Genomic DNA, 23,576 nt, shown 5'->3' on the forward strand with positions numbered 1-23,576 from the left:
AGGCCTAAAATTGACGAACAACAGTTTGAAAATAGTAGAGGAAATGGATATAGAATCCTTTCAAACAGATTTAATTGACTGGTTTGAAATGGAGATGCGTGATTTGCCTTGGCGTAAAGATCAAGACCCTTATAAAGTATGGGTTTCTGAAATCATGCTCCAACAGACAAGAGTAGATACGGTTATACCTTATTTTACTAGATTTTTAGAAAAATTTCCATCCATTGAAGTGTTAGCTAAGGCCGATGAGGATCAAGTTTTAAAGGCATGGGAAGGTCTGGGGTATTATTCAAGAGTGCGAAATTTACAAAGTGCTGTAAAGGAGGTTCATGAAAAGTACGCTGGCCAAGTACCTGATGACCCAAATGAAATTGCATCTCTGAAAGGGGTAGGTCCTTATACTGCAGGGGCTATCCTAAGTATTGCCTATGGGAAGCCTGAGCCGGCTGTAGATGGGAATGTGATGCGTGTCCTTTCGAGAATCTTGTTGATTTGGGACGATATCGCTAAACCTTCCACTAGAAAAATTTTTGAAACAGCCGTCAGAGGCTTAATTTCGCATGAAAAGCCTTCCTACTTTAATCAGGCTTTAATGGAACTGGGAGCGCTAATCTGTACTCCTACATCCCCATCATGCTTATTATGTCCCGTTAGAGACCACTGCCAAGCCTTTGAAGCTGGAGTCCAAAATGAATTACCAGTAAAAACTAAAAAGAAAAAGCAACGGCTAGTTGAAATGGTTGTAGCGGTAGTAAAGGATAAGCAGAATCGAATTTTAATCCGTAAGCGACCTGAATCAGGATTACTTGCGAACCTATGGGAATTTCCAAGTGCTGAAATAGTCCTTGGATATAGAAGTGAAAAGGAACAGTTTGTGGATCACTTCCATGAAACGTATCAAGTCAACCTTTCTTTAGGCGACATGGTAGGAAGGATTGAACATGTTTTTTCACACTTAATCTGGAATATTCATGTCTTTAAAGGGGAATTGCATGGAGATATCCAAGAAGGTCCAGGATTGAAGCTAGTTAAAGCAGAAGAATTAGAAGAGTATGCGTTCCCGGTTTCGCATCAAAAAATAATTAAACAATATCTTGGTGTATAAAGTGTTTGTAATGAAGGTTCAAGGGTAACTCTTTCACGCAAATTCTGAAGGAGGCAACCTTAAGGACATTTTGATGGTCATTGTAGTGAGTATTGTCCATGAGAGCCGGTCTCAAGGACACTTCGGCGGAAAGTGAAGCGAGAATTGTCCATGAGAGCTTGTCTCAAGGACACTTCGGCGGAAAGTGAAGCGAGAATTGTCCATGAGAGCTTGTCTCAAGAACACTTCGGTGATGATTGAAAAGAGAAATGTCCTTGAGATTCTTCTCAAGGACATCTAATTAATCATAGCTTACTCTTGTACCGTGAGTATAGTCTGCCTCATTACGTTTCAACCCGCCACGTCTTTCAATTTCTTCAACAATCTGTCTGTGAAGGGATTGTCCTTCTACGTTTAAGTAAGGCACAACCTGTTGCATAGAATGATGGAAAAAAGCGAGTTCACTATCCTTCCATTCTGTTTTTGACATCATGGTCAACTCAGTCATATCTCTGCCAACGTACATAAACCTCTTCCTTTCTAAGGAAATTAACTATAAGGTAGTTTGAGTTCTTATATTGTCTTATATACCTATAACAGCTAAAATAAAACCAAATTAAACTGAAGGGAAATTGGTATGATGACAAATAAAGTTGCACTAGTAACGGGGAGTAGCCGTGGAATTGGGAAAGCAATCGCTCTTAGGCTAGCCAAAGAAGGATATGACATTGTAATTAATTATGCTCGTAGTAAAAATGCAGCGATTGAGACAGCCGCAGAAATTGAGGCACTTGGCAGAAAAGTGTTAGTTGTGAAGGCAAATGTTGGGGATGTCGATAAAATTAAAAGTATGTTTGAACAAATCAAACAGGAATTCGGCAGACTTGACATCTTTGTTAATAATGCAGCTTCAGGTGTACAAAGACCTGCGATGGAATTAGAAGAAAAGCATTGGGATTGGACAATGAATATCAATAGTAAAGCTCTTTTATTCTGTGCACAGCAAGCAGCAAAATTAATGGAGAGTACGGGTAAGGGAAAAATCGTGAGTATTAGTTCGTTAGGATCTATACGGTATTTAGAAAATTACACAGCTGTAGGAGTCTCAAAAGCGGCATTGGAGGCTTTAACTCGCTACCTTGCAGTAGAATTTTCGCCTAAAAATATTGTAGTGAATGCAGTGTCTGGGGGAGCTATAGACACAGATGCACTAACGCATTTTCCAAACAGAGAAGAAATGTTAGCAGATGCGAGAGCTAAAACTCCTGCAGGAAAAATGGTGGAAACGGATGATCTTGTCAATGCTGTTATGTTTCTTTTAGGTGATGGCTCCGATATGATTCGCGGCCAAACGATTATTGTAGATGGTGGAATTTCGTTGCTTGTGTAGGGTCCCATTCCTCATAAAATTATTCTAAAATATTTTATTTTTTTTTAGGATATCACCACATCTCGATGGTTACATTAATATTCGTGGAGGTGATAATGATGGCAAACAGACCAAACCAAACTCAATCTGGTACAAACATTCAACAAGTAAGACAACAAAACGCTCAAGCTTCTCAAGGTGGAGCTGCAGGTGCAGGTCAATTTGGCACTGAGTTCGCTAGTGAAACAAATGCTGCAGAAGTAAGACGCCAAAATGCTCAAGCTTCACGTGGTAGCCAGCAAGGCCAATCAGGTCAATTTGGCACTGAATTTGCGAGCGAAACAAATGCACAAGAGGTAAGACGCCAAAACCAACAAGCTGAGGCAAGAAAGTCTCAAAATGCTGGACAAAATGGCCAACAATAATTAGGATTAACAAAAAGACACTTTCCCTTTGGGGAGAGTGTCTTTTTTAGGTGGTGAACATTTTTATTGAAGTGCACCAGAGTTCTTTTCATGTGACTTTCATTCATGAAGCCCAAACCAAGCTTCATTTCTTTAAAACGGGCTCCATGAAGCGTTCATGAAGCCCAAACCAAGCTTCATTTCTTTAAAACGGGCACCATGAAGCGTTCATGAAGCCCAAACGAAGCTTCATTTCTTTAAAATGGGCACCATGAAGCGTTCATGAAGCCCAAACCAAGCTTCATTTCTTTAAAACGGGCACCATGAAGCGTTTATGAAGCCCAAACCAAGCTTCATTTCTTTAAAACGGGCACCATGAAGCGTTTATGAAGCCCAAACGAAGCTTCATTTCTTTAAAATGGGCACCATAAAGCGTTCATAAGGCCCAAACTAAGCTTTATATCCTTTAGACAGGCTTCATGAAGCTTTCATACTGGTGTAGGCAGTGATTCTTAATGCCTGTCGGGCCTGACCGAGGCGCTTCCGCTTTTCTTTTGTCCAGCTCCAGTGCCTAGCCCCTCGGGTCATAAGTCACCCCTGAATTGAAGGCAAAGAACGCCTTCTATTCAGGGGCGTCTTATGCCTGACGCCCCTGATCAAGGCGCCTCCGCTTTTCTAGTTGTCCAGCTCCAGCGCCCTAGCGGCTAGTGTCCTTCGCTCTCCGCCCTACGATAAGTCAACATCGAATCGCTCCGCTCTTCGTGTTTCCTTTATCTCAGTTGGAGCGCTCCAGGCCATACGCCGCTGAACAGGGCGCTTCCGCTTTTCTTACATTCGACAAAGATTAACAGAACTAGTCAAAGGAAGTATTTGTTTCATCTCGAATACATAGAATAGAAAATTTATTACAGGCGGTGGCAGACCATGGATCAGTTTAATGAATTGGTATCGATGCAAATGAAAACAATGGATAAGCTTTTATACTTGCAGTCTGAACTTGAACGCTGCCAACATATTGAACAACAGCTTGTGACATTAAGGCAGAATACTGAGCTGATAGAAATCCGAGAAGAAATTGATAGGATGAAGGAAGAATTACAGGATATTCATCGGACTTTTGAGGAACAAACAGAGGAAGTCATTCGTTCTTACCAAGAAATGAATATCGTAATACGTTGACAAAATTAGGACTTTAAGCAACGAATCGAGCCTCCTATTTGAAAATCGGTGGCTCTTTTGTTTTAAATTTTTACCTTAACCGTTATAATAGTAACAAAAAGGAATCGTTTTGTTGCCTTTTGTCGGTTATTTTTTGATTCATATACATGATAGGTTGCAAAAGCTCCAAGAAAGGAAAGTAGGGGAGAAGATATGGGCGTACCCAATGAAGGTGAATCAGTCCAAATACATAGCTATAAACATAATGGGCACATCCATAGAGTCTGGGACGAGACAACTGTCTTAAAGGGAACGCAGAACCTTGTGATAGGTGGTAATGATCGGACCATCGTAACGGAGTCAGATGGAAGAACGTGGATTACCAGAGAGCCTGCAATATGTTACTTTCATTCTCAGCACTGGTTTAATGTAATTGGAATGATACGAGAAGATGGAGTGTACTATTATTGCAATCTAAGTTCACCTTTTATATATGACGATGAGGCTTTGAAGTACATTGATTATGATCTGGACATTAAGGTGTTCCCTGATATGACATTTAATCTGTTAGATGAAGACGAGTATGAACGCCATCGTCAAGAGATGCAATATCCTGAAGTGATTGATACGATTTTAAAATTTAATGTAGAGAAGCTCATTCGTTGGATCAGACAAAGGAAAGGTCCGTTTGCGCCTGATTTTATTGATATTTGGTACGAGCGGTATTTGACTTACAGACGTTAATCGCTAGAACCTGTTGAATCGCTCAACAGGTTTTTATATGTTAGATACAAAGAATGTAATTTTAGGGGGAATATCTTCTTGGGCAGTGTAAACAGATATCTACATTTTGTAAAACCTTATCGTTGGCAAATTGTTGGAACCATTATTATTGGAGTTCTAAAGTTTGCGATCCCCCTGCTAATCCCACTACTTATTAAATTTGTCATTGATGATGTAGTTCAAAATGATGCCTTATCCACAACGGACAAATCGAGTAAGTTGTTAACCGTAATGGGCATCATGATTATTATATTCGTCATTTTACGTCCACCTATTGAATATTATCGCCAATATTTTGCCCAGTGGACAGCTAGTAGGATTTTATATGATATCCGTGATAAGTTATTTAGCCATCTTCAAAAGCTTAGTTTTAAGTATTATTCGAATACGAGAGCTGGAGAGGTTATTTCTAGGGTCATCAATGATGTTGAACAAACGAAGACCTTTGTCATCACGGGATTAATGAATCTCTGGCTTGATGTAGCGACTATTATTATTGCTGTGAGTATCATGTTTACAATGGATGTGAAACTTACATTTGTTTCCTTGGTGTTATTTCCGTTATACGCTTTTTCAATTCGTTACTTCTTCGGAAATCTACGCAAGCTGACAAGAGTTCGGTCACAGGCGCTTGCTGAGGTACAAAGCTATTTACATGAACGCGTTGCGGGAATATCATTAGTGAAAAGCTTTGCCCTTGAGGATCATGAACAAAAACAGTTTGATAAGCAAAATAGTAACTTCTTGCAAAAGGCTTTGGAACATACAAGTTGGAATGCTAAGGCCTTCGCAGTTGTTAATACAATTACAGATGTAGCTCCTTTAATTGTCATTGGCTATGCAGGCTACCAGGCAGTGAATGGAAATATTACAATTGGAACCATGATGGCTTTCATTGCGTATATAGACAAGCTCTACAATCCATTGCGCCGACTGGTAAACTCATCGACGACACTTACCCAATCAATTGCATCCATGGACAGAGTATTTGAGTTTATGGATGAAAAATATGATATTACCGATGCAAAGGATGCCGTTGAGTTAAAGAGGGTTCATGGTGATATTCGCTTTGAAGGGGTAAGTTTTGCCTATGAAGAAAATGGGGAACATGTTTTAAAAGATATTAACTTAGATGTGCAAAAAGGGGAAACTATTGCTCTAGTTGGCATGAGTGGAGGCGGGAAATCTTCCTTTGTTAGTTTAATTCCTCGGTTTTACGATACGACGAAAGGGAGAATCTTGCTTGATGGGCAAGACATCCGTACATTTAAAACCCAATCTTTGCGTGATAAAATCGGTATGGTTCTACAAGATAATATTTTGTTTAGCGAGTCAGTTAAAACAAATATTCTTCTTGGCAATCCTGAGGCAAGCGATGAGGAAGTAGTTGCTGCCGCTAAAGCAGCAAATGCCCATGAGTTTATAACCGCTCTTCCAGAAGGGTATGATACGAAGGTTGGTGAGAGGGGAGTTAAGCTATCAGGGGGGCAAAGGCAGCGCGTAGCGATTGCTAGAGTCTTCTTGAAGAATCCACCAATCCTAATTCTTGATGAGGCAACATCCGCGTTAGATCTTGAAAGTGAGCACCTAATCCAAGAAGCACTTGAGAAGCTTGCGAAGGAGCGGACAACCTTTATCGTTGCTCACCGCCTCTCAACCATAACGCATGCTGATCGGATTGTTTTAATTGAGCATGGGAAAATTGTTGAGGTAGGTACCCATGAGGAATTAATGAACTTCGAGGGTGGCTATCATAAGCTGTTCCAAGTTCAACAGCTTGAAAATTAAGTAGAAAAGCGGAAGCGGCTCGTTCAGGGGCGACAGGCGTAAGACGAGCCGGCGAGAAGGTTGCTTTTTAACCTTCTTGGCGGATTGGCTTGTGACCCCGAGCCCCTAGCCGCTGGAGCTGGACAATTCTGAAAGTCTAAACTGATTTTTTTTTTATCTATGAAAAACAGCAGCTATTCTCAGCTGCTGTTTTTTAGTCTTCAGTTGCTGACTCAACCATTACTAGTTGATCATCTTTATGGTAAGAATGAAAGCTTGTTATGAGTGTATCCAAGTGTTCCACCTGCTCACCGTATTCCATAATAATCGAAACAAGCTGCATCATGTGATATAAAATCTGGTTATTTGAATCGTCCATTTCTTTTTGGTGAGCAAGGAAGAGTTCGAACAACCCTTTTTTATTTAGACAGTCATGGCCTTCCATAACCGTCGCCTCTGGTTTAATTTTGCCAATATATTTCAACATGACTTGTTCATGATGGTTGATCAAACAATCAAGCTGGTGTTGAATGGCTTCTTGAAAGGCTTCGGGCATATGATGAATTTCATTTTCATAGCGATGAAGTCGTTTTAGTGTGTCCAAGGACTTTTTGGTGGTCGTAATCATTTGTCTATAGATGACAAGCTTACGGGACTTTCCTAAACTGTTTTTTTTAAAATAAGACCGTTCTTCTTTGTACATTATATAGAGGTGCTCTAGCTTAATGATACCTTCTCGCATTTTTTCAATGTCTGCTTTTAAAAGCTGATGTTCAGAGGCATGTCGCGTGTTAATACGGATCCACTTCGTTATTTCCTCCATTAAACCTACATTTTTCTGATAAAGTTTCGATTCATATTTTGGTGGTAGAAAAATGAGATTGACAATAAAAGCTGCAATTACACCGATGATAATCGCGGAAAATCGAATAAAAGCAAACTCGATAAAATTATCTCCTGGTGTCACCATAATGGCAATCAGGGTAACTAAAGAAAGGGATATTGTATTTTCAAGTTTGAGCTTAAGATTTAAGGTAATAAGCAATATAGCAGCAAGACCAATGATAAAAAAGTTATTTCCGAGCATTAGAACGAATACAACGGCAATGATTGCACCGATAATATTTCCTTGGACCTGTTCAATAACCGATAAATAGGACCGGTATATCGTGGGTTGGACAGCAAATATCGCTGCAATTCCAGCAAATACGGGTGAAGGGAGTTCTAACACTTGAGCAATAAACAAAGCTAAAACAATGGCTATTCCCGTTTTAAATATTCGGGCTCCGAGTTTCATTTATATATATTTCCTTTCTAGTTTCGTAAAAAAGACAGGGGACTTAATCTTATTCATACCCATACTATTCCCTTTATGTATCCTTTATACGGATTTGTGCAAAGCTAAGCAATATTGAACTATACATGGGTTTCGCAGGAACTTCAAGTATAAAAATTATGAAATTTATGGAGAAGAATTAGTAATTTTGTGAAAAAAAGAAAAGGCGGTGATTGACCGCCTTTTCTTTTTGCTTTTATAAAATTACTAATCACTCAGTGGATACGGACGGATCAGCTTGCTCTTTAACAGGTACAACTTGAACGAATGCCTGTTCAGGGTTTTCTAGCAATACTGTTAATTCATCCGCTTCTTCTTGTTGTCCGTTGTTTTTTAGCATCTCAATGTATTGACCAAGCAACTCTTGAACATCTTTTTTTCCATCAGTATTTAGAGATTCTACAGATACCTTTGCACCTTTGGCGATTCTACGCTGAATCGCATCTTTGGTTAATCCCACTTCAGGCTGATGACGGAGATAAACTACTCCGCCTGTCATCCCAGCACAGATCCAAGGACCTGGGTCACCTAGGACAAGTCCACGGCCATTTGTCATGTATTCGAAAGCAAACCCTTTAATATTGGCATTGGCTCCGATATTGCCAAATTCCTTTTCTGAAATCGGCTTTCGTACTAACCCACCGATAATCATATCAGCACCGGAAAGACGAATACCTGCACGAGCATCCGCATTTCCTTGAGCAACAAGGAGGCCTTTTTGAGCGCCATATCCGAAACCTTTGCCGACAGAACCATTATAGAATTTACCATTTTTCCCTTTTGATTTAAAGATGAGGATATTCCCTCCAAACGATGTTTTTCCAACACCATCTTGGCCGCCACCATCAACTTCAATTGTAATGCCCTCTGTGTTATAAGCTCCAAGTCCATTTCCGAGGATTGAATCCTTATAACGCAATGAGATAGGTTGTAATTGCTTATAAGACCCATCTAATCTTCCACGAACACGATGGCAGCTTACACGGCTAGCTAATACTCTTTGTGTAGAGTTTACACTACCAAATTCACGTGACTGGTGAAGCTCCTCATCTGCAGCATCAAGATATTCTGCTCCTACAGCAACCTGAAGTTGGTGAGATTCAAGGGAAGCAGCTGCTTCTTGGTAATATAGCTGGCTAATTTCAAGTGGCTTCAAGAGATAGCTCAAATCAAGTTGTTCATTGCCTTTCGCTTGCTCAAGTAGGTCAGAACGTCCAACTACATCTTGAATGTTTTTGACACCAACTGAAGCAGCTAGCGCTTTTAATTCATTACCGAAAGCCGTAAATAAATTCATGATCCCTTGAACGGCTAGGTCAAACTGTCTTGGTACGAAACGACGTAGTCCATGTGCTTCGGCTTGTGCTTCAGAATCAATCTGAGTAGCAATTCCCACATGGCAAGTATCAAGATGACATCCACGGCACGTCGTACAGCCGATTGCCAACATGGATAGGGTTCCAAAACCGATACGGTTAGCACCAAGTAACATCAATTTGAAAGCGTCTTGTGCACTCTTGATTCCACCATCTGCCCATAATTCAACTGTATCACGAAGACCTGCCTCCAATAAGGCGTTATGAGCCGCCTTTACACCAATTTCAACAGGAAGACCAACATTTTGAAGTGCGTGAATTCTTGCCGCACCAGTACCACCATCAAAACCACTTAGGGTGATAATATCAGCTCCGGCTTTGGCAATCCCAACGGCAATCGTTCCGATATTTGGGACAACAGGAACTTTAACCGCAACTTTTGCTTTGTCATTACCTGTTTTTAATTCATGAATCATTTGAGCTAAATCTTCAATTGAATAAATATCATGGTTGTTTGATGGTGAAATTAAATCAGATCCGATCGTCGCATTTCTTGCTTCCGCAATTTTTGCTGTTACCTTTGATCCTGGTAAATGTCCACCTTCCCCTGGTTTTGCCCCCTGACCAATTTTAATCTCTAAGAGATTTGAAGAGTTCAAGAGTTCAGCGTTGACTCCGAAGCGTCCGGAAGCAACCTGCTGACCACGGGTGCGAGGGTACTTACCAAGCATATCTTTGATTTCGCCACCTTCACCATTCAACGAAATCATATTTAATCGATCGGCACCTTCTGCGTAGGCACGGAAAGCAACTTCGTTTTGAGAACCAAATGACATAGAGGAAATCAAAAACGGCAAGCTATGTTCGCCAACACTGATATCCACTTCGTCAGGTGAAATAGTTGAATTTGTTTGTTTTAATTTTGCTAAATGACGAATGGTTGTCGGATTGGTTTCTTCTTGTTCGGAAATTTTATCCCGATAGGCACTATAGTCACCTGTTGACGCAACTTCGCCAATTGCTTTCCAAATACGTGGGAACAGGCTAAAGGTTTTTCCGATACGCTCTTTCTCATTCTGGTAATCGGCAGCACGAAGAACGGCATCTTCCTGCATGAGCTCGAAGTTAAATTTAAGGTCTTTGCTACCAAAGAAGTTAACAATATTTAAATAATCAGCTAGTTCCTCGTTTAACCCGATCGAAGAAAAGAGGCGACCATAACCACGAAGTTCATGTATTCCAATGGTTGAAATAACTTTTTCAAGTCCTTTTGTTAACGCACTGTATAGGTTAATTACTGGTTTATCTGTGTCACCCATTACCGTTGTAAACATATAGTAAGGGCTGATGAGATCGGCGCCTAATCCAAGTGCAGTAATGATGTCATGTAACGAGCGAATAGAAGCTGAGCGAAGTAATAGAGAACAATCTCTTCTTAATCCAGCTTCTGCTAGTTCATGGTCAATTGTTGACGTAACTAGGTGTGGATCAAGCCATAAACCATCCTGATGTGCCTTTGCATCATCTAATATAATGAGAGATTTTCCATTGTTAACAGCATCGATTGCTTCATTGGTTAAACGTTTAAGGGCAACTTGAATGGTTTCGTCTTTGTTGAACACCGTTTCAACATAGGCAACAATCCCTTGCTCTTGATAGAAGTTAACAACTTGGTCCATACTTGGTTGACCGATTGTTTCTGCGCATCCAAATCCTGCCTTGCCTTCGATCAAGAGTGGGGAAGTAAGCTCTAAAACTTTAGCTGCCTCTTCTTTTCTGAATAAAGTAGGACGTTTACCGATTACCGTTCTGGTTGAAAAGTGCTCAGTTTCACGATCACGGTCAATCGCTGGATTAGTAACAACTGCTACGCTTTCCTTGATAAAATCAGGGATATTTCGTCTTCCCTTGTTTAGTGCAGCAAGTGGGGAGTCATGACCTAATGAGCGAATAGGTTCAACGCCTTTTTCCGCCATTTGTTCAATAAGCTGAACATGGTCACGTTCCCAACCGAATGCTTTGTACTGTCCGTTATGGATTTTATCTGGGTAGCTCATTGTTATGGTTTTTTCGAATTTAGGAGTATCCAGTCGGTTGCTTGCATTGTTAAACTCAATTCTGTTTGAAAAACGCTTGTATACTTCTTCTTGGAATTCGCGTTGTTCATAAACCTTGATTGCATCTCCATCCCATTTTAGACCAACTTTTTCACCTGGAGCTAATGGTTTAGGCTCACCTACATAATCAGTAGCAGGTACAACTCCAGGCTCAGAAGAGAATAAATAGGAATCTTCTATATTAACCATCCATAGAGGGCGTAGACCTAGTGCGTCCACACTAAATACTGCTTCATCACCAAAGCGTGAAATAATTCCGGCAGGCCCTTGTGCAAAATGTCCCCATGCTTCACGAAGATAAGTATATAAATCTTGTAAGTGTTTAGGATAAGCCTTGATCTCATTAATAATTGGCGGGAACATTAAGTCCATTGCTTCAAAGAGAGTGTACCCATCGCGTGAAATGAATGTTTCTAATGTTCTGCTCAAATCCTGTGAGTCACTTCCATTGTTCACGAGTGGAACATTAACCATCTTCGCTTCGTCACGAAGCTTTGCAATTGTATTGATCTCACCGTTATGTCCAAGGACACTAAATGGTTGTACTCTAAAGAAGCTTGATAGAGTATTAGTTGAATAACGGTTGTGTCCAAGAGTCATTGTTGAGGCAACAATCGGGCTTGCTAAATCCTGATAATACTTTGGCAGGATATCCCCAGCGCCCATAACCTTATATACAGCATGGTGCTGGCTCAATGAAGCAACATGAACTTGGTCATTTGTCTCAAAGTCTATTATTGTATTAAACAATGTTTTTGAAAGATCGCTTCCTGAATCCTTAGCAAGACAGGCGAATTGCCAGAATACTGGATTTTCCTGAATAGCAATGGGTCCCAGTGCAGAGGAGTTTGTCACCTCAGTTGTTTCAAAAATAACCTGTAGTTCAGCTTTTTTAAGTTTAGTAGTTAACTCTGATTTTACTGATTTAAAATCGATTTCACGTGAAATAAATACATGTCCGACGACAAAGTTATCTTGTTCAACGGCTGAAGAGTCAACTCCTACTTCAGTCAACTTTTCTTTCCAAAGATCGCGGGGAATATCAATATGAATTCCTACACCGTCTCCTTCGCCATTAATGAACCCTGCACGGTGATTCATTGTTGTTAGACCATCAATACAGTGGAAAATGTTTTCGCGGGTAGGGATTTTTTTCTTTTCTACGCTTGCGATAATTCCGCAGGCGTCATGTTCCTGACGGTGAAATTCTTTGAATAAGGATGGACTCCATTTTTCTGTCATATATGTCGGCTTTATAAAGGGGATTCCTTTTAGCCGGTTCACCTCCTGAAAAAATAGTGTGTAAGATTACCTAACGAAAGAAGGGCAAAACTGGGGAATTAGCTTTAAAATAAGTCAGAACCAATTGGTGAAATGCCAGCTTATTAGCAGAAATTAAATAATCAATAAATAAATACCGCAACCACAAGTAAACTTATTCTACCATGCGAATTTTCAGATATCAATTAATTATGCAAAAAAATGGATGGAGGAATCGTTCTCTATTTTAGATTGATTCATTCTGTTATTGATATAAAAACGTTCATAATGCTAAAAAAGAAAAACAGGAGTCATTATAGGCTCCTGTTTTTGCATAAAATCCTGTATATTTATTCGTTCGCTAGTGAGTAAAATGCATTATCAACTGCGTGAAGGGTAGCCTCAATGTCCTCTTCTGTGTGAGCAATCGTGATAAACCAAGCCTCATATTTTGAAGGGGCTAAATTGATACCTTGGTTTAGCATCAACTTAAAAAATCGAGCAAACATTTCTCCATCAGTGTTTTCAGCTTGTTCGTAATTTACTATTTTCTCAGTGGAGAAATAAACAGTTAGAGCACCTTTCAAACGGTTAATTGTTATTGGAATATCGTGCTTTTTGGCGGATTCAGAAATACCTTTCTCAAGTAAGGCACCTAATTGATCGAGATACTCATAGACACCATCTTGTTTTAACACCTCTAGACAGGCAATGCCTGAGAGAATGGAAGCAGGGTTTCCTGCCATTGTTCCTGCTTGATAAGCAGGACCTAGGGGAGCGACTGTTTCCATAATAGCTGCACTTCCACCATAAGCACCAATTGGAAGGCCGCCACCAATAATTTTTCCGAAAGCTGTTAAATCAGGTTTTACTCCTAATAAATCCTGGGCACCGCCGTACATAAAACGAAATGCAGTGATAACCTCATCGTAAATGACGAGGGCACCTGCCTGATGAGTTAGGTCGTTAACCTGTTCAAGGAATCCAGGTTTCGGTTCAACAATCCCGAAATTGCCTACTATTGGTTCGACGAGAACTGCAGCGATTTCATCTCCCCATTTGCTGAGAGCCTCTCTGAATGGCTCGATGTCATTAAACGGGACGGTGATGACTTCTTGGGCTATACTTTTCGGAACTCCTGCAGAGTCGGGGATTCCTAGTGTAGAAGGTCCTGAGCCAGCTGCAACCAATACCAAGTCAGAATGACCATGATAACAGCCAGCAAATTTAATGATCTTATCTCTCCCGGTGTAGGCTCTAGCCACTCTTATTGTTGTCATTACTGCTTCTGTTCCAGAATTGACGAATCGTACTTTGTCTAGTGAAGGAATTGCCTCTTTTAACATCTTTGCAAATTTAACCTCGTGAGATGTAGGGGTGCCATATAAAACCCCTGTTTCGGCTGCTTTTTTAATTGCATTTGTAATATGTGGGTGTGCATGACCTGTAATAATTGGGCCATAGGCTGCTAGATAATCAATATACTGATTGCCATCAACATCCCAAAAATAGGCCCCTAAACCACGTTCCATTACCACTGGTGCTCCACCGCCTACCGCCTTATAAGAACGAGAAGGGCTATTCACTCCACCTACGATATGCTCAAGTGCTTCCTTATGTATTCTTTCAGAATTTGGTCTTTCCATATGCCAGCCTCCTAAACTTAAATGCCGATACCATTTTAGCACAATTCTTCATTAGTTAAAGAATCTAGGGTTTATTGCGTATGATGTGGGTTTTTCATTTTTAGAGGACTTGTCTGCATAGAACCCTTCCTGCGTGCGTATAGATGAAAAGAGAAGCAGGGGAAATGGGGCAGGGATATGGGTTTTTATTTATCAATCATCATCATTATCCTTTGTATTGTGCTAAGTTTAAGGGAGCTTTTTATTCCAGATAAAATTAAAGGGAAAAAGATGTCGGTTGAGAATTTTTTTATTCTGGCCATTATCTATGCGACCGTTATGATTGGGTTCGGCTTAATTTATTTCTTATTAGGTTCTGAGGGACACCCCGTTTTAGTTGAAGGGGAGTATACCAAAAGTACAAGCACAACAGAAGCGATTAGTACAATCTCAAAACTAGAGACTTGTATCTATTTTAGTGCGGTTACGCTTTTTTCTGTTGGTTATGGGGATATTGCGCCTGTTGGAATCGGAAGGTTTATTGCTGTGTTAGAAGCACTTGTAGGCTATACCATTCCGACTGCATTTGTAGCAAGGACCGTTTTTGACCGTAAAATTTAATTTTCCTACTATCAATCCATTGAATTTAACTCTCCGTATAGGATAGGCTTATTCTAAATAAGCCTGTAGGAGGGGGAAGAATGGTAATGGTTATAAATGAAGCAGCACCAGATTTTGAATTAGAAGCAAGTAATGGTGAAAAGGTAAATCTTTCGGATTTTCGCGGGAAAAATGTTGTCCTATATTTTTATCCAAAAGATATGACGCCGGGGTGTACGACTGAGGCATGTGATTTCCGGGACCAACACGAAAGTTTTGAAGGACTTAATGCAATCGTTCTAGGAGTTAGTCCCGATCCCGTTAGTCGTCATAAGAAGTTTATTGAAAAACATGGATTACCTTTTCTCTTATTAGCAGATGAGGATCACAAAACAGCTGAGGCATATGATGTTTGGAAGTTAAAAAAGAACTTTGGGAAAGAATACATGGGTATTGAACGTTCTACTTTTATCATTGATAAGACTGGGAAGTTGGTAAAGGAATACCGAAAAGTCAAAGTAAAGGGTCATGTGGAGGAAGCGTTAAACTATATAAAGGAATATTTGCAATAATCGCCTATTTTTTAGTTAAGAGGCATTTGTCCATTCATTTACAGTAGAAGTGAATACATTATATTAGGGCATACCTCCTCAATTGATATTACCGAGCCACCATGGCTCGGTCTTTTTATGTAAAAATATCTGACTTCAAATAGGCATGAATTATTAGACGATTTGTTGGAATCTTGTAGTTCATTATGGGCATTATTAAAAGGTGAGCCTTTGAGTATTAAACATGCGATTATTCTTGTTATGTCTCAAAGAAAATAATTAGAAATTTTTACAAATAAGCAGCATACATATGTACCAAAAAGGTCTTTGTTATCAATCACTTGATAATGAAATGGAGGCTAGTTACATTTTTATAATTAGGGTTAGGCTTCTTTAAGCCAATATTTTAGAAAAAAGAATTGCACTTATACTAGTGCGAATATTGACAAAAGAGCCGAAGACCTAGTACACTATTTATAAATATTATAAAGTAATAATTTGTAAAGAGAAGAGGTGCATGGCGGTGGTTGAGAATCAATTAAAAGAAGCGCTAGATTCCTTAAAGGATACAGGGGTTCGTATAACGCCTCAGCGTCATGCGATACTCGAATATTTAATTGAGTCTATGGCCCATCCAACAGCTGATGATATTTATAAAGCGCTTGAAGGGAAATTCCCAAATATGAGCGTGGCTACAGTGTATAACAACCTCAGGGTTTTTCGTGAGGTGGGTCTGGTTAAAGAACTGACCTATGGTGATGCATCTAGTAGATTTGATTTTGTAACGACGCATCACTATCACGTGATTTGTAAAAGCTGTGGAAAGATAGTTGATTTCCATTATCCGGGCTTAGACGAGGTTGAACAACTTGCATCGCATGTGACAGGCTTTACTGTAGGCAACCATAGATTAGAGATTTATGGAGTCTGCCCTGATTGTTCGGGGAAAGAAGCGCATTGAAGAGCTGCTGGGGTGCCAGCAGTTTTATAATTTATAACGTAAAAAAACTCGACCTAACTGTCGAGTTTTTTTACGTTATAAAGCGAATTGTTTTTTTTGTCTATTGTTTTTTATTGTAACTTTCGTTAAACTCTTTTCCGTCGAGTGAGGGATCTAGAGTTAAAGGTTCGTTGCAATACATACAAATATCGACACGCCCTAGTACTTTAGTTGTTTTCCCACATTCAGGACAAACAACTTGTACCGTTTTTGTTGATAACATTCCAATCCAAAAATAAACGATAGTGCTTGCGATAATAAAAAGCAATCCTAAAAGCATGAAGATGGTCATGACAATTGGATGATTTCGAAAGAAAATACCGCCATACATTACAATAAAGCCTACAAAGATAAGGCTTAAGGCAAATGTGCGGATTTTATTAATTTTACTTGAGTGTTTAGCCATCCCTTTTTCCCTCCCTAGAGAATATTTCTATCATATCATTTTGGAAGGTTATTTCACAGAGAAACGATGATTTGATTTGGCAGGATTTTTTTAAAGCTTGTCGAACATAATTATGTCTAATATTAAATTGGAGGAATTGCCATGGAGGATATCCTTCGCCCGATTTACCAGGAAAGGGCCAGTCAGCCCAATACGATTGGAATTATGCTAGTTGAAAAGAAACCACAGAAAGTATCACCAACGACTGATACTTTTGATTCGATTTTGCTTATTATTGTAAAAAGTGGAAACCAGCCAGTGTATGTAAAACATTATTCTTATGATAATAAGAAAGCGGCTATGCACATTGTTACAGAGGCTCAGTTAAAGGAATGGATGCTTCTTGGGAATAACCGAAAAATTTTTGACTGGTTATATGAAGGTAAGGTCATATTCGATCGAAATGATTTTATTCATCATTTAAAAAAGGAACTAAGGGATTTTCCGTTTTATGGGCGCAAAGTCAAAATGGGGGTCGAGTTTGCCCACTTAATTCGTAGGTATAGGGATGGAAAGGCATTTTTTGATGAACTTCATTATTTAGATGCCTATAACCATGTGATTCATTCCCTACACCATTTGGCTAGGCTTGCAATCATCGAAAATGGTTTTCATCCTGAAGTAACGGTTTGGCCACAGGTTAAACATATTGATCCTGAAATCTATAAACTATATGAAGAACTTGTCTCAAGTGAGGAAACAATGGAAAAAAGACTAGAGCTATTGTTTCTGGCAAGTGAGTTTTTGATTCATTCAAGAACACAAGTGGGCTCTTTTCATTTCCTGTCCGTTTTAGAGGAACGGGATGTTTGGACTTTTAATGACATGATGGAGCATAAGGAATTAGCTGTGTACTCTGTTGATTTAGGTATCCTTGTGGAGTATTTAATTGAAAAAAACTATATTGAAGTTGTGCTTGTAGAGACTAAAGGGCAGGGTATTTATCATAGGCATTATCGGATAGTTGGATAAAAGTATACTAATAAAATGAAAAATCTATTGACGTTTTTAAAAATCCTTGTTATATTAATAACCGTCGCTGCTAAACAAAGAAAAAACATTTTGCAGTTGACGGTTTGTTTTAAAAAAAACAAACAAAAGGTGTTGACAATAGGAAACACCATATGCTATATTAATAAAGTCGCTTCAGAGCGAAGTGTTGATTGAAATGTTCTTTGAAAACTAAACAAACAAGCGTCAACAAACAATATTTATCATGTCTTCTATTATAGAAGAACATGAGCCGACGTTTTATTTTATGAGCTAATCACTCTACATTTTATTGGAGAGTTTGATCCTGGCTCAGGACGAACGCTGGCGGCGTGCCTAATACATGCAAGTCGAGCGAACTTTTAAAAGCTTGCTTTTAAAAGTTAGCGGCGGACGGGTGAGTAACACGTGGGCAACCTGCCTGTAAGACTGGGATAACTCCGGGAAACCGGGGCTAATACCGGATAATTCATTCTCTCTCATGAGGGAATGCTGAAAGGCGGTTTCGGCTGTCACTTACAGATGGGCCCGCGGCGCATTAGCTAGTTGGTGAGGTAACGGCTCACCAAGGCCACGATGCGTAGCCGACCTGAGAGGGTGATCGGCCACACTGGGACTGAGACACGGCCCAGACTCCTACGGGAGGCAGCAGTAGGGAATCTTCCGCAATGGACGAAAGTCTGACGGAGCAACGCCGCGTGAGCGATGAAGGCCTTCGGGTCGTAAAGCTCTGTTGTTAGGGAAGAACAAGTACCGGAGTAACTGCCGGTACCTTGACGGTACCTAACCAGAAAGCCACGGCTAACTACGTGCCAGCAGCCGCGGTAATACGTAGGTGGCAAGCGTTGTCCGGAATTATTGGGCGTAAAGCGCGCGCAGGCGGTCCTTTAAGTCTGATGTGAAAGCCCACGGCTCAACCGTGGAGGGTCATTGGAAACTGGGGGACTTGAGTGCAGAAGAGGAGAGTGGAATTCCACGTGTAGCGGTGAAATGCGTAGAGATGTGGAGGAACACCAGTGGCGAAGGCGACTCTCTGGTCTGTAACTGACGCTGAGGCGCGAAAGCGTGGGGAGCGAACAGGATTAGATACCCTGGTAGTCCACGCCGTAAACGATGAGTGCTAAGTGTTAGAGGGTTTCCGCCCTTTAGTGCTGCAGCAAACGCATTAAGCACTCCGCCTGGGGAGTACGGCCGCAAGGCTGAAACTCAAAGGAATTGACGGGGGCCCGCACAAGCGGTGGAGCATGTGGTTTAATTCGAAGCAACGCGAAGAACCTTACCAGGTCTTGACATCCTCTGACAACTCTGGAGACAGAGCGTTCCCCTTCGGGGGACAGAGTGACAGGTGGTGCATGGTTGTCGTCAGCTCGTGTCGTGAGATGTTGGGTTAAGTCCCGCAACGAGCGCAACCCTTGTCCTTAGTTGCCAGCATTCAGTTGGGCACTCTAAGGAGACTGCCGGTGACAAACCGGAGGAAGGTGGGGATGACGTCAAATCATCATGCCCCTTATGACCTGGGCTACACACGTGCTACAATGGATAGAACAAAGGGCAGCGAAGCCGCGAGGTCAAGCAAATCCCATAAATCTATTCTCAGTTCGGATTGCAGGCTGCAACTCGCCTGCATGAAGCCGGAATCGCTAGTAATCGCGGATCAGCATGCCGCGGTGAATACGTTCCCGGGCCTTGTACACACCGCCCGTCACACCACGAGAGTTTGTAACACCCGAAGTCGGTGGGGTAACCTTTTAGGGGCCAGCCGCCTAAGGTGGGACAGATGATTGGGGTGAAGTCGTAACAAGGTAGCCGTATCGGAAGGTGCGGCTGGATCACCTCCTTTCTAAGGATAATGCCGTAAGGGCATTCGGAATGCGAACCTTCGGTTCGTACTAAGCAAATTTAAAAATTTGCACTGTTGATTAGCTTGTTTGTTTAGTTTTGAGAGTGCAATTCTCTCAAAGCTTTTTAATTTGTTCCTTGAAAACTAGATAATCGTAAGTAAGAAGGCAAAAGTAAAACACACATTTGTATCGCTTTTTTAATTTTTCTCTCTTTTATTAAAAAGAGAAACCAAAGACATGATTGTCTTATAGAGACGAATAAATTCGTCCATAGGTTAAGTTAGAAAGGGCGCACGGTGGATGCCTTGGCACTAGGAGCCGATGAAGGACGGGACTAACACCGATATGCTTCGGGGAGCTGTAAGTAAGCTTTGATCCGGAGATTTCCGAATGGGGAAACCCACTGTTCGTAATGGAACAGTATCTTTACCTGAATCCATAGGGTATTGAAGGCAGACCCGGGGAACTGAAACATCTAAGTACCCGGAGGAAGAGAAAGCAAATGCGATTCCCTGAGTAGCGGCGAGCGAAACGGGATTAGCCCAAACCAGAAGGCTTGCCTTCTGGGGTTGTAGGACACTCAACATGGAGTTACAAAGGAACGGGGTAAATGAAGTGGTCTGGAAAGGCCCGTCAGAGAAGGTAAAAACCCTGTAGTTGAAACTTCGTTCCCTCCTGAGTGGATCCTGAGTACGGCGGGACACGTGAAATCCCGTCGGAAGCTGGGAGGACCATCTCCCAAGGCTAAATACTCCCTAGTGACCGATAGTGAACCAGTACCGTGAGGGAAAGGTGAAAAGCACCCCGGAAGGGGAGTGAAAGAGATCCTGAAACCGTGTGCCTACAAGTAGTCAGAGCTCATTAATGAGTGATGGCGTGCCTTTTGTAGAATGAACCGGCGAGTTACGATTACATGCAAGGTTAAGTCGAGAAGACGGAGCCGCAGCGAAAGCGAGTCTGAATAGGGCGAATAAGTATGTGGTTGTAGACCCGAAACCAGGTGATCTACCCATGTCCAGGGTGAAGGTAGGGTAACACCTACTGGAGGCCCGAACCCACGCACGTTGAAAAGTGCGGGGATGAGGTGTGGGTAGCGGAGAAATTCCAATCGAACCTGGAGATAGCTGGTTCTCTCCGAAATAGCTTTAGGGCTAGCCTCACGAAGTGAGAGTCTTGGAGGTAGAGCACTGTTTGGACTAGGGGCCCTCATCGGGTTACCGAATTCAGACAAACTCCGAATGCCAATGACTTATCCGTGGGAGTCAGACTGCGAGTGATAAGATCCGTAGTCAAGAGGGAAACAGCCCAGACCACCAGCTAAGGTCCCAAAGTATACGTTAAGTGGAAAAGGATGTGGAGTTGCTTAGACAACCAGGATGTTGGCTTAGAAGCAGCCACCATTTAAAGAGTGCGTAATAGCTCACTGGTCGAGTGACTCTGCGCCGAAAATGTACCGGGGCTAAACGTATCACCGAAGCTGTGGGTGGACATCTTACGATGTCCGCGGTAGGAGAGCGTTCTAAGGGCGTTGAAGCTAGACCGTAAGGACTGGTGGAGCGCTTAGAAGTGAGAATGCCGGTATGAGTAGCGAAAGATGGGTGAGAATCCCATCCACCGTATGCCTAAGGTTTCCTGAGGAAGGCTCGTCCTCTCAGGGTTAGTCGGGACCTAAGCCGAGGCCGAAAGGCGTAGGCGATGGACAACAGGTTGATATTCCTGTACCACCTCTTTATCGTTTGAGCAATGGGGGGACGCAGGAGGATAGGGTAAGCGCACTGCTGGATATGTGCGTCTAAGCAGTTAGGCTGGTAACGAGGCAAATCCCGTTACCGCGAAGGCTGAGCTGTGATAGCGAGGGAAATATAGTACCGAAGTTCCTGATTCCACACTGCCAAGAAAAGCCTCTAGCGAGATAAAAGGTGCCCGTACCGCAAACCGACACAGGTAGGCGAGGAGAGAATCCTAAGGTGAGCGAGAGAACTCTCGTTAAGGAACTCGGCAAAATGACCCCGTAACTTCGGGAGAAGGGGTGCTTTTTAGGGTGTTAAAGCCTTGAAAAGCCGCAGTGAATAGGCCCAGGCGACTGTTTAGCAAAAACACAGGTCTCTGCGAAGCCGCAAGGCGAAGTATAGGGGCTGACGCCTGCCCGGTGCTGGAAGGTTAAGAGGAGAGGTTAGCTCACGCGAAGCTTTGAATCGAAGCCCCAGTAAACGGCGGCCGTAACTATAACGGTCCTAAGGTAGCGAAATTCCTTGTCGGGTAAGTTCCGACCCGCACGAAAGGCGTAACGATCTGGGCACTGTCTCAACGAGAGACTCGGTGAAATTATAGTACCTGTGAAGATGCAGGTTACCCGCGACAGGACGGAAAGACCCCGTGGAGCTTTACTGCAGCCTGATATTGAATTTTGGTACAGCTTGTACAGGATAGGTAGGAGCCTTGGAAGCCGGAGCGCCAGCTTCGGTGGAGGCGTCGGTGGGATACTACCCTGGCTGTATTGAAATTCTAACCCGCACCCCTGATCGGGGTGGGAGACAGTGTCAGGTGGGCAGTTTGACTGGGGCGGTCGCCTCCTAAAATGTAACGGAGGCGCCCAAAGGTTCCCTCAGAATGGTTGGAAATCATTCGCAGAGTGTAAAGGCACAAGGGAGCTTGACTGCGAGACCTACAAGTCGAGCAGGGACGAAAGTCGGGCTTAGTGATCCGGTGGTTCCGCATGGAAGGGCCATCGCTCAACGGATAAAAGCTACCCCGGGGATAACAGGCTTATCTCCCCCAAGAGTCCACATCGACGGGGAGGTTTGGCACCTCGATGTCGGCTCATCGCATCCTGGGGCTGTAGTCGGTCCCAAGGGTTGGGCTGTTCGCCCATTAAAGCGGTACGCGAGCTGGGTTCAGAACGTCGTGAGACAGTTCGGTCCCTATCCGTCGTGGGCGCAGGAAATTTGAGAGGAGCTGTCCTTAGTACGAGAGGACCGGGATGGACGCACCGCTGGTGTACCAGTTGTCTTGCCAAAGGCATCGCTGGGTAGCTATGTGCGGACGGGATAAGTGCTGAAAGCATCTAAGCATGAAGCCCCCCTCAAGATGAGATTTCCCATAGCGTCAAGCTAGTAAGATCCCTGAAAGATGATCAGGTTGATAGGTCAGAGGTGGAAGCGCGGTGACGTGTGGAGCTGACTGATACTAATCGATCGAGGACTTAACCAATTTATTGATACAAATAGTTTTGCTTTACTTCTTACACATTATCTAGTTTTGAGGGAACAAAATTTCCTCTTGAAAAATATTTTAAAGGCATTATAATAGAAGATGTCTTGAAAAGTTGTCTGGTGGCGATAGCGAGAAGGTCACACCCGTTCCCATGCCGAACACGGAAGTTAAGCTTCTCAGCGCCGATGGTAGTTGGGGGTTTCCCCCTGTGAGAGTAGGACGTTGCCAGGCGGTTTTCTAATAATACTATTCCGCAGTAGCTCAGTTGGTAGAGCATTCGGCTGTTAACCGAACGGTCGTAGGTTCGAGTCCTACCTGCGGAGCCATTTATGGAGAGCTGTCCGAGTGGCCGAAGGAGCACGATTGGAAATCGTGTATACGCTAACCGCGTATCAAGGGTTCAAATCCCTTGCTCTCCGCCATAAAAACCGGCCCCTTGGTCAAGCGGTTAAGACACCGCCCTTTCACGGCGGTAACACGGGTTCGAATCCCGTAGGGGTCACCAAAGTTTTTTCGCTTTGCGAAAACAACTCACATCATTTTGGAGGATTAGCTCAGCTGGGAGAGCATCTGCCTTACAAGCAGAGGGTCGGCGGTTCGATCCCGTCATCCTCCACCATATTGTTTTATAATATTATTATCGCGGGGTGGAGCAGTCCGGTAGCTCGTCGGGCTCATAACCCGAAGGTCGCAGGTTCAAATCCTGCCCCCGCAATC

The 23,576-nt window shown here is 42.3% G+C and carries 15 protein-coding genes, 5 tRNA genes and 3 rRNA genes; 18 read left to right on the forward strand and 5 right to left on the reverse strand.

Annotated features, from left to right (window positions below; translation table 11 throughout):
• Positions 1-43: 43 nt before the first annotated feature.
• Complete coding sequence (mutY, locus tag LG336_RS02770; protein ID WP_404333081.1) at positions 44-1,105, forward strand: A/G-specific adenine glycosylase; 1,062 nt, start codon at positions 44-46, stop codon at positions 1,103-1,105.
• Positions 1,106-1,385: 280 nt separating this feature from the next.
• Here the strand turns inward: mutY and LG336_RS02775 are convergent, their stop codons facing one another.
• The gene (locus LG336_RS02775; RefSeq protein ID WP_404331053.1) at positions 1,386-1,610 is read right to left on the reverse strand and encodes a hypothetical protein; all 225 of its coding nucleotides are present in this window, start codon (positions 1,608-1,610) and stop codon (positions 1,386-1,388) included.
• 114 nt (positions 1,611-1,724) lie between these two features.
• Here LG336_RS02775 and fabL point away from each other — a divergent pair, with 114 nt between their 5' ends.
• The 5 genes from fabL (at position 1,725) to LG336_RS02800 (ending at position 6,586) form a co-directional block, all read left to right on the forward strand.
• Positions 1,725-2,474 carry an enoyl-[acyl-carrier-protein] reductase FabL gene (gene fabL / locus LG336_RS02780; protein WP_404333082.1) on the forward strand — a complete coding sequence of 250 codons (750 nt, stop codon included), beginning with the start codon at positions 1,725-1,727 and terminating at the stop codon, positions 2,472-2,474.
• A 98-nt stretch (positions 2,475-2,572) separates the two neighbouring features.
• Positions 2,573-2,878: a gamma-type small acid-soluble spore protein gene (locus LG336_RS02785; RefSeq protein ID WP_404333083.1), complete on the forward strand. Its 306-nt coding sequence runs from the start codon at positions 2,573-2,575 to the stop codon at positions 2,876-2,878.
• A gap of 903 nt (positions 2,879-3,781) precedes the next feature.
• Entirely contained in the window at positions 3,782-4,036 is a 255-nt protein-coding gene (locus tag LG336_RS02790; RefSeq protein ID WP_404331054.1) for a YgaB family protein, read from the forward strand.
• Positions 4,037-4,228: 192 nt separating this feature from the next.
• Positions 4,229-4,759, forward strand: a complete 531-nt coding sequence (locus LG336_RS02795; RefSeq protein ID WP_404331055.1) for a DUF402 domain-containing protein — start codon at positions 4,229-4,231, stop codon at positions 4,757-4,759.
• A gap of 78 nt (positions 4,760-4,837) precedes the next feature.
• Entirely contained in the window at positions 4,838-6,586 is a 1,749-nt protein-coding gene (locus LG336_RS02800) for an ABC transporter ATP-binding protein (RefSeq protein ID WP_404331056.1), read from the forward strand.
• Positions 6,587-6,779: 193 nt separating this feature from the next.
• Here LG336_RS02800 and LG336_RS02805 read toward each other — a convergent pair whose 3' ends face one another.
• From LG336_RS02805 to LG336_RS02815, 3 genes are all read right to left on the reverse strand, one after another.
• Complete coding sequence (locus LG336_RS02805; RefSeq protein ID WP_404331057.1) at positions 6,780-7,862, reverse strand: aromatic acid exporter family protein; 1,083 nt, start codon at positions 7,860-7,862, stop codon at positions 6,780-6,782.
• A gap of 250 nt (positions 7,863-8,112) precedes the next feature.
• A complete protein-coding gene (locus LG336_RS02810) occupies positions 8,113-12,576 on the reverse strand; it encodes a glutamate synthase-related protein (RefSeq protein ID WP_404331058.1) in 4,464 nt (1,487 codons plus the stop codon).
• A 368-nt stretch (positions 12,577-12,944) separates the two neighbouring features.
• On the reverse strand, positions 12,945-14,240 hold the full coding sequence (locus LG336_RS02815; RefSeq protein WP_404331059.1) for a glutamate-1-semialdehyde 2,1-aminomutase: 1,296 nt from the start codon (positions 14,238-14,240) through the stop codon (positions 12,945-12,947).
• A gap of 177 nt (positions 14,241-14,417) precedes the next feature.
• On the opposite strand from LG336_RS02815, the gene LG336_RS02820 reads away from it, so the two are divergent.
• The 3 genes from LG336_RS02820 (at position 14,418) to perR (ending at position 16,331) form a co-directional block, all read left to right on the forward strand.
• Complete coding sequence (locus tag LG336_RS02820; RefSeq protein ID WP_404331060.1) at positions 14,418-14,840, forward strand: ion channel; 423 nt, start codon at positions 14,418-14,420, stop codon at positions 14,838-14,840.
• Positions 14,841-14,920: 80 nt separating this feature from the next.
• Positions 14,921-15,391: a thioredoxin-dependent thiol peroxidase gene (gene bcp, locus LG336_RS02825; protein ID WP_404331061.1), complete on the forward strand. Its 471-nt coding sequence runs from the start codon at positions 14,921-14,923 to the stop codon at positions 15,389-15,391.
• Between the two features lie 496 nt (positions 15,392-15,887).
• Positions 15,888-16,331 (forward strand): peroxide-responsive transcriptional repressor PerR, encoded by a 444-nt coding sequence (gene perR / locus LG336_RS02830; protein ID WP_404331062.1) that lies wholly within the window; start codon positions 15,888-15,890, stop codon positions 16,329-16,331.
• A 100-nt stretch (positions 16,332-16,431) separates the two neighbouring features.
• Here perR and LG336_RS02835 read toward each other — a convergent pair whose 3' ends face one another.
• Positions 16,432-16,776: a YgzB family protein gene (locus LG336_RS02835; protein ID WP_404331063.1), complete on the reverse strand. Its 345-nt coding sequence runs from the start codon at positions 16,774-16,776 to the stop codon at positions 16,432-16,434.
• A 141-nt stretch (positions 16,777-16,917) separates the two neighbouring features.
• Between LG336_RS02835 and LG336_RS02840 the strand changes: the two genes are divergently transcribed.
• The 9 genes from LG336_RS02840 (at position 16,918) to LG336_RS02880 (ending at position 23,574) form a co-directional block, all read left to right on the forward strand.
• On the forward strand, positions 16,918-17,787 hold the full coding sequence (locus LG336_RS02840) for a nucleotidyltransferase-like protein (RefSeq protein WP_404331064.1): 870 nt from the start codon (positions 16,918-16,920) through the stop codon (positions 17,785-17,787).
• A 307-nt stretch (positions 17,788-18,094) separates the two neighbouring features.
• Positions 18,095-19,645 (forward strand): 16S ribosomal RNA (locus LG336_RS02845).
• A 274-nt stretch (positions 19,646-19,919) separates the two neighbouring features.
• Positions 19,920-22,856, forward strand: a 23S ribosomal RNA gene (locus LG336_RS02850).
• 118 nt (positions 22,857-22,974) lie between these two features.
• Positions 22,975-23,090 (forward strand): 5S ribosomal RNA (gene rrf, locus LG336_RS02855).
• The 16S, 23S and 5S rRNA genes sit together here with 5 tRNA genes alongside, the layout of an rRNA operon.
• Before the next feature lie 19 nt (positions 23,091-23,109).
• Positions 23,110-23,185 (forward strand) — tRNA-Asn (locus tag LG336_RS02860).
• 5 nt (positions 23,186-23,190) lie between these two features.
• Positions 23,191-23,281: transfer RNA gene (locus LG336_RS02865), tRNA-Ser, on the forward strand.
• An 8-nt stretch (positions 23,282-23,289) separates the two neighbouring features.
• Positions 23,290-23,364: transfer RNA gene (locus LG336_RS02870), tRNA-Glu, on the forward strand.
• Positions 23,365-23,402: 38 nt separating this feature from the next.
• Positions 23,403-23,478, forward strand: a tRNA-Val gene (locus LG336_RS02875).
• 22 nt (positions 23,479-23,500) lie between these two features.
• Positions 23,501-23,574 (forward strand) — tRNA-Met (locus LG336_RS02880).
• Positions 23,575-23,576: the final 2 nt, after the last annotated feature.

It is taken from the genome of Mesobacillus maritimus (genome assembly GCF_044803185.1).
Lineage (GTDB): Bacteria > Bacillota > Bacilli > Bacillales > Cytobacillaceae > Mesobacillus_B > Mesobacillus_B maritimus_B.

Coding starts and splice junctions, on each gene's coding strand:
- mutY (WP_404333081.1), top strand. CDS start 44: ATGGATATAGAATCCTTTCAAACAGATTTAATTGACTGGTTTGAAATG.
- LG336_RS02775 (WP_404331053.1), bottom strand. CDS start 1,610: ATGTACGTTGGCAGAGATATGACTGAGTTGACCATGATGTCAAAAACA.
- fabL (WP_404333082.1), top strand. CDS start 1,725: ATGACAAATAAAGTTGCACTAGTAACGGGGAGTAGCCGTGGAATTGGG.
- LG336_RS02785 (WP_404333083.1), top strand. CDS start 2,573: ATGGCAAACAGACCAAACCAAACTCAATCTGGTACAAACATTCAACAA.
- LG336_RS02790 (WP_404331054.1), top strand. CDS start 3,782: ATGGATCAGTTTAATGAATTGGTATCGATGCAAATGAAAACAATGGAT.
- LG336_RS02795 (WP_404331055.1), top strand. CDS start 4,229: ATGGGCGTACCCAATGAAGGTGAATCAGTCCAAATACATAGCTATAAA.
- LG336_RS02805 (WP_404331057.1), bottom strand. CDS start 7,862: ATGAAACTCGGAGCCCGAATATTTAAAACGGGAATAGCCATTGTTTTA.
- LG336_RS02810 (WP_404331058.1), bottom strand. CDS start 12,576: ATGACAGAAAAATGGAGTCCATCCTTATTCAAAGAATTTCACCGTCAG.
- LG336_RS02815 (WP_404331059.1), bottom strand. CDS start 14,240: ATGGAAAGACCAAATTCTGAAAGAATACATAAGGAAGCACTTGAGCAT.
- LG336_RS02820 (WP_404331060.1), top strand. CDS start 14,418: ATGGGTTTTTATTTATCAATCATCATCATTATCCTTTGTATTGTGCTA.
- bcp (WP_404331061.1), top strand. CDS start 14,921: ATGGTAATGGTTATAAATGAAGCAGCACCAGATTTTGAATTAGAAGCA.
- perR (WP_404331062.1), top strand. CDS start 15,888: ATGGCGGTGGTTGAGAATCAATTAAAAGAAGCGCTAGATTCCTTAAAG.
- LG336_RS02835 (WP_404331063.1), bottom strand. CDS start 16,776: ATGGCTAAACACTCAAGTAAAATTAATAAAATCCGCACATTTGCCTTA.
- LG336_RS02840 (WP_404331064.1), top strand. CDS start 16,918: ATGGAGGATATCCTTCGCCCGATTTACCAGGAAAGGGCCAGTCAGCCC.